Source organism: Streptomyces sp. NPDC043680 (genome assembly GCF_056436685.1).
In genome coordinates this window covers 98,085-104,084 of the sequence record NZ_JBWKCE010000016.1, presented here as the reverse complement: position 1 = coordinate 104,084, position 6,000 = coordinate 98,085, and the positions used below count along the sequence as shown (strand labels likewise).

The window sequence follows — 6,000 nt, the reverse complement described above, 5'->3', positions numbered from 1 at the left end:
GTTTATGGTTTCCGAGTGTTCTGTCGTGCCCCCCCGCGGGGGGGCGGCCCCCCCCCCCCGTTTGTGGGGGAAGCCCGGGTGCGCTACACTGCCGACACCACGGGCGAGAAGAGGGGGCCGGCATGGGCGGCGACACGGCACTGGTGCTCGGCGGCGGGGGCCTGACCGGCATCGGATGGGAGACCGGGATCCTCTACGGCCTCGCGCAGGCGGGCGTGGACCTCGGCACCGCCGACCTCGTCGTCGGCACCTCGGCGGGCTCGGTCGTCGGCGCCCAGCTCACCTCCGGACTGCTCACCCCGCGCGAGCTGTACGAGCGTCAGCTCGGCGATCCGGCCGGGGAAACCGCTGCCCGGCTCGGAGCGGGGCTCGTCGCCCGGTACGCCGCGGCGATGATCCGCTCGCGGGACGCGGAGAGCTACCGCAGGCGGGTCGGCGCGCTCGCGCTGGCCGCCGACACCGCCGCGGAGGCCGAGCGGCGCGAGGTGCTGGCGGCCCGACTCGTCTCGCACACCTGGCCGGAGCGGAAGCTCGTCGTCACCGCCGTCGACGCCCTGAGCGGTGAACTGGCCGCCTTCGACCGGGAGAGCGGGGCCGGGCTGGTCGATGCGGTGTCGGCGAGCTGCGCGGTGCCGGGGGTGTGGCCGCCCGTGACCGTCGGGCAGCGGCGGTTCATCGACGGCGGGATCCGCTCCGCCACCAACGCCGACCTCGCCTCCGGCTACGCCCGGGTGGTCATCCTCGCCCCCATGTCGCTCGGCTCCGGGCTCATCCCCTCGCCGGCCGCGCAGGCGGCCCGGCTGCGCGAGGCGGGGGCGCGGGTGCTGCTCATCACCCCGTCCCCGCAGGCCCGCAAGGTGTTCGGCCGCAATGTGCTGGACCCGGCGCGGCGGGATCCGGCGGCGCGCGCGGGGCTCTTGCAGGCGGCGGAGCACGTGGCCGAGGCGGCCGCCGTCTGGTCCTCCTGACGGCGGCGGTCCTCCTGACGCGGCGGTCGCCCCGACGGTGGTGGTCGCCCTGACGACCTCCGTTGCGCCCTGGCGGCGGCTGTCCGGCCGTCCCACCTGCCGGACAATGGTCCGGTGAGCGACGAACAGATCCCCGTGGTCCGCGACGTGGGCCAGGGCACCGCCAAGCTGATGCCGGACGTGGACCGGGAGCGGGCCTGGCTGCTCACCGTGGACGGGGCCCCGCAGTCGTACGTGGACCTCGATGATCCGGAGCACCTGGAGTTCGAGTACGCACGCCGGCTCGCGCACGTCTTGGACTGCGCGGCGGAACCGGGCACCCCGCTGGACCTGCTGCACCTCGGCGGGGGCGCCCTGACGCTGCCGCGCTACGCGGCGGCGACCCGTCCGGGGTCCCGGCAGACCGTGGTGGAGTTCGACGCCGGACTGGTGGAGCTGGTCGCGGAGCACCTTCCGCTGCCCGCCGGAGCCGACGTCACCGTGCACACCGCCGATGCGCGGGCCTGGCTGGCGGGCGCGGAGCCGGCGAGCGCGGACCTGGTGGTGGCCGACGTGTTCGGCGGCTCGCGGGTACCGGCCCCACTGACGTCGGTGGAGTACGCACGGGAGGCGGCGCGCGTGCTGCGGCCGGGCGGGGTGTACGCCGCCAACCTGGCGGACGGCGCCCCCTTCGACTTCCTGCGGGCGCAGCTCGCCAACTTCGGCACGGTGTTCGCGGAGCTGGCACTGATCGCGGAGCCGGGGGTGCTGCGCGGGCGGCGGTTCGGGAACGCGGTGCTGCTGGCCTCGGACGAGCCCTTGCCGGCGGCGGCCCTGGCGCGGCGGTGCGCGGCGGACGCGTTCCCCGCCAGGGTGGAGGACGGGCCCGCACTGGCCCGGTTCATGCGGGGTGCGGTGCCCGTCTCCGACGCGCAGGCCGTGGCTTCGCCGGAGCCTCCGGAGGGCGCGTTCAGCCTGGGGTGAGCCCGAGTCGGGCCCCGTCCCCGCCCCCGCCCCCGCCTTCGCGCCCGCCGCCGTCCCCGCAGCCGGTGCCGGCGGCGCCTGGGCCTCACCCGTCGGCGGGACCCGAGGCCACGGCCGGACCTGCGGGGGCAGGGGCGGGGGGAGCGGCCGCGGCGGGGAGGGAGACGGCCTTCGGGGGCGGTGTCCTGCGGGTGAGGCGGCGGACGTCCGGCACGGCCAGGACCGCCGCCGTGACCAGGACGACCAGCGTCGCGCAGCCCCACAGGGCGGAGGTGCGCCCGAAGGCCGACTCCACCGGACCCGCCACGGCGGTGGCCAGCGGCAGCATCGACACCGAGCCGAACCAGTCGTACGCGGAGACCCGGGAGAACTTCTCCTCCGGGATCTCCTGGTGCATGGTCGTCATCCAGTTCACGCCGAACACCTCGATGGCCGCGCCGCTCACGAGCATCACCGCGCACAGGCCCCACACCGGCAGCGGCACCGCCAGGCCGGCCGACGGCAGCGCCAGCGGGAACACGCACAGGGTGCCGACCAGCAGCAGGCGGCGTGGTTTCCACATCATCATCAGGACGGCTCCGGCGATCGTGCCGATGCCGAAGAAGGCCAGCGCCAGGCCCCAAGGGGCGGGCCCGCCCAGTTGGTCGCGGGCCACGAGCGGACCGTAGACGGATTCGGCGGCGCCGACGACGGCGACGACCACCGAGAACTGGAGCACGATGCTCCACAGCCAGGGACGGGTCCGGAACTCGACCCAGCCCTCCCGCAGGTCGGCCAGCAGGCCGCCGCCGGGAGCCCGGTCGCCGGCGTGGCCGACGTCGAGGAAGGCGCGCAGCACGCCCGCCAGGGCGAACGCCGCCGCGTCCACCGCCAGGACCCAGCCGGGGCCGATCGCGGCGATCATGGCTCCGCCGAGGGCGGCCCCGCCGATGCCCGCGCCGTTCATCGCCATCCGGAACAGGGCGAAGGCGCGGTTGGAGTGCTCCCCGGAGACGCTGGAGAGCAGCATGCCCTCGGCCGCCGGGTTGAAGAAGGCCGTACCGGTGCCGCAGAGCGCGGTGAGCAGCATCATCTGCCACAGCTGCGGGTCTCCCGCGAGGACGAGCACCGCGAAAGCAGCCTGGGAGAGGCAGTTGAGGGCGTTCGCCGCGACCATCACGCGGTGGCGCGGCAGCCGGTCGGCGAGGGCACCGCCGATCAGCAGGAAGGCGACGAGCGGCAGGGTACGGGCCGTCGCCACCAGGCCGACGTCCCCACCGGAGCCGCCGGAATCCAGGACGGCGAAAGCCGCCGCGATGAGCGCTCCGTGACTGCCGAGGTTCGTGACGACCGCGGCGCTCGTCAGCAGGGTGTAGTTGCGGCCGGCCCAGGCGGGCCGGCCACGGCGTGCGGACGTACGCGGCGGGGCGGTGGGGGAGGGGCTCACCCCCGGGACTATTCACGCCCCGGCCCGAGAATCCAAACGGATATCCGGACCGGGGCGTGGACGGCGGGCGCGGGGCCGGTCAGCCGGTGCTGAGGCGTACCGTGCTCATGATCTTCTCGTAGGTCTCCTGCGTGACCTCGCCCTGGACGCCGGCGGCGCCGTAGAGGACCCAGGTCGCGAAGTCACCCTTGGCGTTCTTGAAGCTGAACGCGACGGCCTTCCCGTCCGAGTCGCACTTGCTCGCCTTCGGCAGACCGGACACGGTCGCCGTCGCCATGCTGCCCTTCAGGCCGGACGAGGTGGTGAAGTCCTTGGGCGGCGTGGACTTGACCGCCTCCCGCGGGTTGGGTGCCTTCTGCGCGTACGCCGCGAACGCCCAGGAGTCGGCCGCGTTGGTCGCCGCCTCCGCGGTGTCCTTGGCGCCCTGGGCGCCCTTGGTGCCGGTCCCGGCCAGCGAGGTCGTCTCCTCGCGGCCGTCCTTGTTGGAGTCGACCTTGCACCAGTCCTCCTTGAGGTAGGCCGGTGCGGACATCATGACGACGGTCGAGCCGTCGTGCTTCTTCTCGTCCTCGAAGCCCGTCATGACGCCGGCGCTCGCGACGTTCCACTCCGGCGGGACGTCGAAGGCCGTGCCGTGGTTCGGGTTGACGACGACCTTCCAGCCCGGGATCAGCGGCTTGGCGTCGCCGCCCGCACGCGGGTTGGTGCCCGGGGACGCGGGCGCGGCGGAGGAGGAGGCCGGCACCGAGGAGGCGGCGGCGGGTTTGTCCTCGGCCCGGTCGTCCTTCTTGTCGTCCCGGGTCAGGACGAACGCGCCGGTCGCGGCCGCCACGACGACGACGGCGGCCGCCGCGACGATGGCCACGGTCTTGGTGGCGTACGGGCTCCCGCCACCGCCCTGCGGCGCCGCGGCCTGCAGGGGCGCGGTGGGGGGCTGCTGCCCCCACGGCTGCACCGGCGGAGGGGTCTGGTAGCCCGCCTGCGGATACCCGTAGCCCGGCTGCTGCTGGTACGGGTTCGGCTGCCCCGGCTGTCCCGGCTGCTGCTGGTACGGGTTCTGTTGCGCGTCCTGAGGGTTCGGCTGTCCCCCGGGCGGCTGCTGCTGTCCTGGCCACATGGCCGGTAACGATAGTGGGAGCGGACCCGGACGGTCACGGCCGCCCCCGGCGCCGGGTCTGGCCAAGGGTATCTACTCGCGGGTAACATCGCCCCTCATGAGCGCAGATCAGATGAACGTGGGCGAACTGCTCGCCGCGACCGTGCCGATGGCCCGGACCCTGAACCTCCAGTTCCTTGAGACCACCCCCGAGCGCGCGGTCGTCCGGCTGCCGGACCAGCCGGACTTCCACAACCACGTGGGCGGCCCGCATGCCGGCGCCATGTTCACCCTCGCCGAGTCCGCGAGCGGCGCCATCGTCCTTGCCGCCTTCGGCGACCAGCTCTCGCGCGCCGTGCCGCTGGCGGTGAAGGCCGAGATCGGCTACAAGAAGCTCGCCAAGGGCGTCGTCACGGCCACCGCCACCCTCGGCCGCCCGGCCGCCGAGGTCGTCGCCGAACTCGACGCGGGCGGCCGCCCCGAGTTCCCCGTCACCATCGCGATCCAGCGGGAGGACGAGGCCGTGACGGGCGAGATGACCGTGGTCTGGACCCTGCGCCCGAACGCGTAGCCGAGCCGCACCGACGGCAGTTGTGGGGGCCGCGCCCGCCGGGCGCGGCCCCCACACGTCTGTCCGCCGCCGTGGAACCGGGCCCGCTGCGGCCCGTCCGGCGGCTAGAGTCCCTCGCAGTCGCAGTCGCAGTCGCAGTCGCAGTCGCAGTCGCAGTCGCAGTCGCAGTCGCAGTCGCAGTCGCAGTCGCAGTCGCAGTCGCAGTCGCAGTGGCAGTCGCAGGACAGTCGCAGGACAGAGGGAGGACCGCTCATGGCCGGCAGAGCCAAGGTCGACATCAGCCTCGACGCCGAGCTCGTCGTGGAGGTGATGGTCCTCGCCGGGGTCGGTTCGCCCCAGGACGCGGTGGAAGCCGTCGTACGCGACTACATCGCCCGCGGCCACCGCACCGAGGCCCGCGTACAGGTGCAGGACGAGCCGCGGCGGCGCGAGCCCGACCCGGTGCAGCAGCCGCCGCAGGGCTGAACCTCACCGCCGAGTGTGGCGCGTCTGAGCGGCACCGGGCGCGGCGGCGGAGCACAGTGGGCGCGGGGAGCGGTCCGGCGCGGGCCGCTCCCGTCGACCGCCGTCACGGAGCGCCGATGAGCCGGCCGTGTCCAGACGTTCCGTGATGCGGCTGCTCGGAGCAGTGGGTGCAGGCCTTGGAGCCGATGGCTGCGCGGACCGGGCGCCCCCCGACGCGCCCGCCCACAACGGACCCCCGCTGCCGCCGCCACCCTCCAGGGCGGCGCTCCCCGGATCGACGCCCTGTTGGCCGAGCTCACCCTGGAGGACGAAGACCGGCCTGCTGCACGGCGGTCAGGACCCGGCCCCGCTCCGGCAGGCCGGCTATCTGCCCGGCGTACCGCGGCTGGGCATCCCGGCGCTGCGGCTCGCCGACGGGCCCGCCGGGGTACGGGTCGCCCGGCCCGCCACCGCCCTGCCCGCGCCGGTCCTGCCGGCCTTCGCATTCGACCCGGGCTGGCCCGTGAGTACG

Annotated in this window: 7 protein-coding genes; 4 read left to right on the top strand and 3 right to left on the bottom strand. The window is 74.8% G+C overall.

What is annotated here, in order from left to right; genetic code table 11:
• Nucleotides 1-122: 122 nt before the first annotated feature.
• The gene (locus tag AC0666_RS26410; protein ID WP_478708406.1) at nucleotides 123-968 is read left to right on the top strand and encodes a patatin-like phospholipase family protein; all 846 of its coding nucleotides are present in this window, start codon (nucleotides 123-125) and stop codon (nucleotides 966-968) included.
• A 171-nt stretch (nucleotides 969-1,139) separates the two neighbouring features.
• Nucleotides 1,140-1,931 (top strand): spermidine synthase, encoded by a 792-nt coding sequence (locus AC0666_RS26405; protein ID WP_478708417.1) that lies wholly within the window; start codon nucleotides 1,140-1,142, stop codon nucleotides 1,929-1,931.
• A gap of 85 nt (nucleotides 1,932-2,016) precedes the next feature.
• Here AC0666_RS26405 and AC0666_RS26400 read toward each other — a convergent pair whose 3' ends face one another.
• Together AC0666_RS26400 and AC0666_RS26395 are read right to left on the bottom strand one after the other, a co-directional pair.
• On the bottom strand, nucleotides 2,017-3,357 hold the full coding sequence (locus tag AC0666_RS26400; protein WP_478708405.1) for an MFS transporter: 1,341 nt from the start codon (nucleotides 3,355-3,357) through the stop codon (nucleotides 2,017-2,019).
• A 79-nt stretch (nucleotides 3,358-3,436) separates the two neighbouring features.
• The gene (locus tag AC0666_RS26395) at nucleotides 3,437-4,474 is read right to left on the bottom strand and encodes a DUF8017 domain-containing protein (RefSeq protein ID WP_468972039.1); all 1,038 of its coding nucleotides are present in this window, start codon (nucleotides 4,472-4,474) and stop codon (nucleotides 3,437-3,439) included.
• 97 nt (nucleotides 4,475-4,571) lie between these two features.
• Between AC0666_RS26395 and AC0666_RS26390 the strand changes: the two genes are divergently transcribed.
• Entirely contained in the window at nucleotides 4,572-5,024 is a 453-nt protein-coding gene (locus AC0666_RS26390; RefSeq protein WP_078904414.1) for a DUF4442 domain-containing protein, read from the top strand.
• Nucleotides 5,025-5,128: 104 nt separating this feature from the next.
• Here AC0666_RS26390 and AC0666_RS26385 read toward each other — a convergent pair whose 3' ends face one another.
• Nucleotides 5,129-5,278, bottom strand: a complete 150-nt coding sequence (locus AC0666_RS26385; protein WP_478708404.1) for a hypothetical protein — start codon at nucleotides 5,276-5,278, stop codon at nucleotides 5,129-5,131.
• On the opposite strand from AC0666_RS26385, the gene AC0666_RS26380 reads away from it, so the two are divergent.
• Nucleotides 5,277-5,489, top strand: a complete 213-nt coding sequence (locus AC0666_RS26380; protein ID WP_468586301.1) for a DUF2191 domain-containing protein — start codon at nucleotides 5,277-5,279, stop codon at nucleotides 5,487-5,489. The two genes, AC0666_RS26385 and AC0666_RS26380, sit on opposite strands and share 2 nt — an antisense overlap.
• Nucleotides 5,490-6,000: the final 511 nt, after the last annotated feature.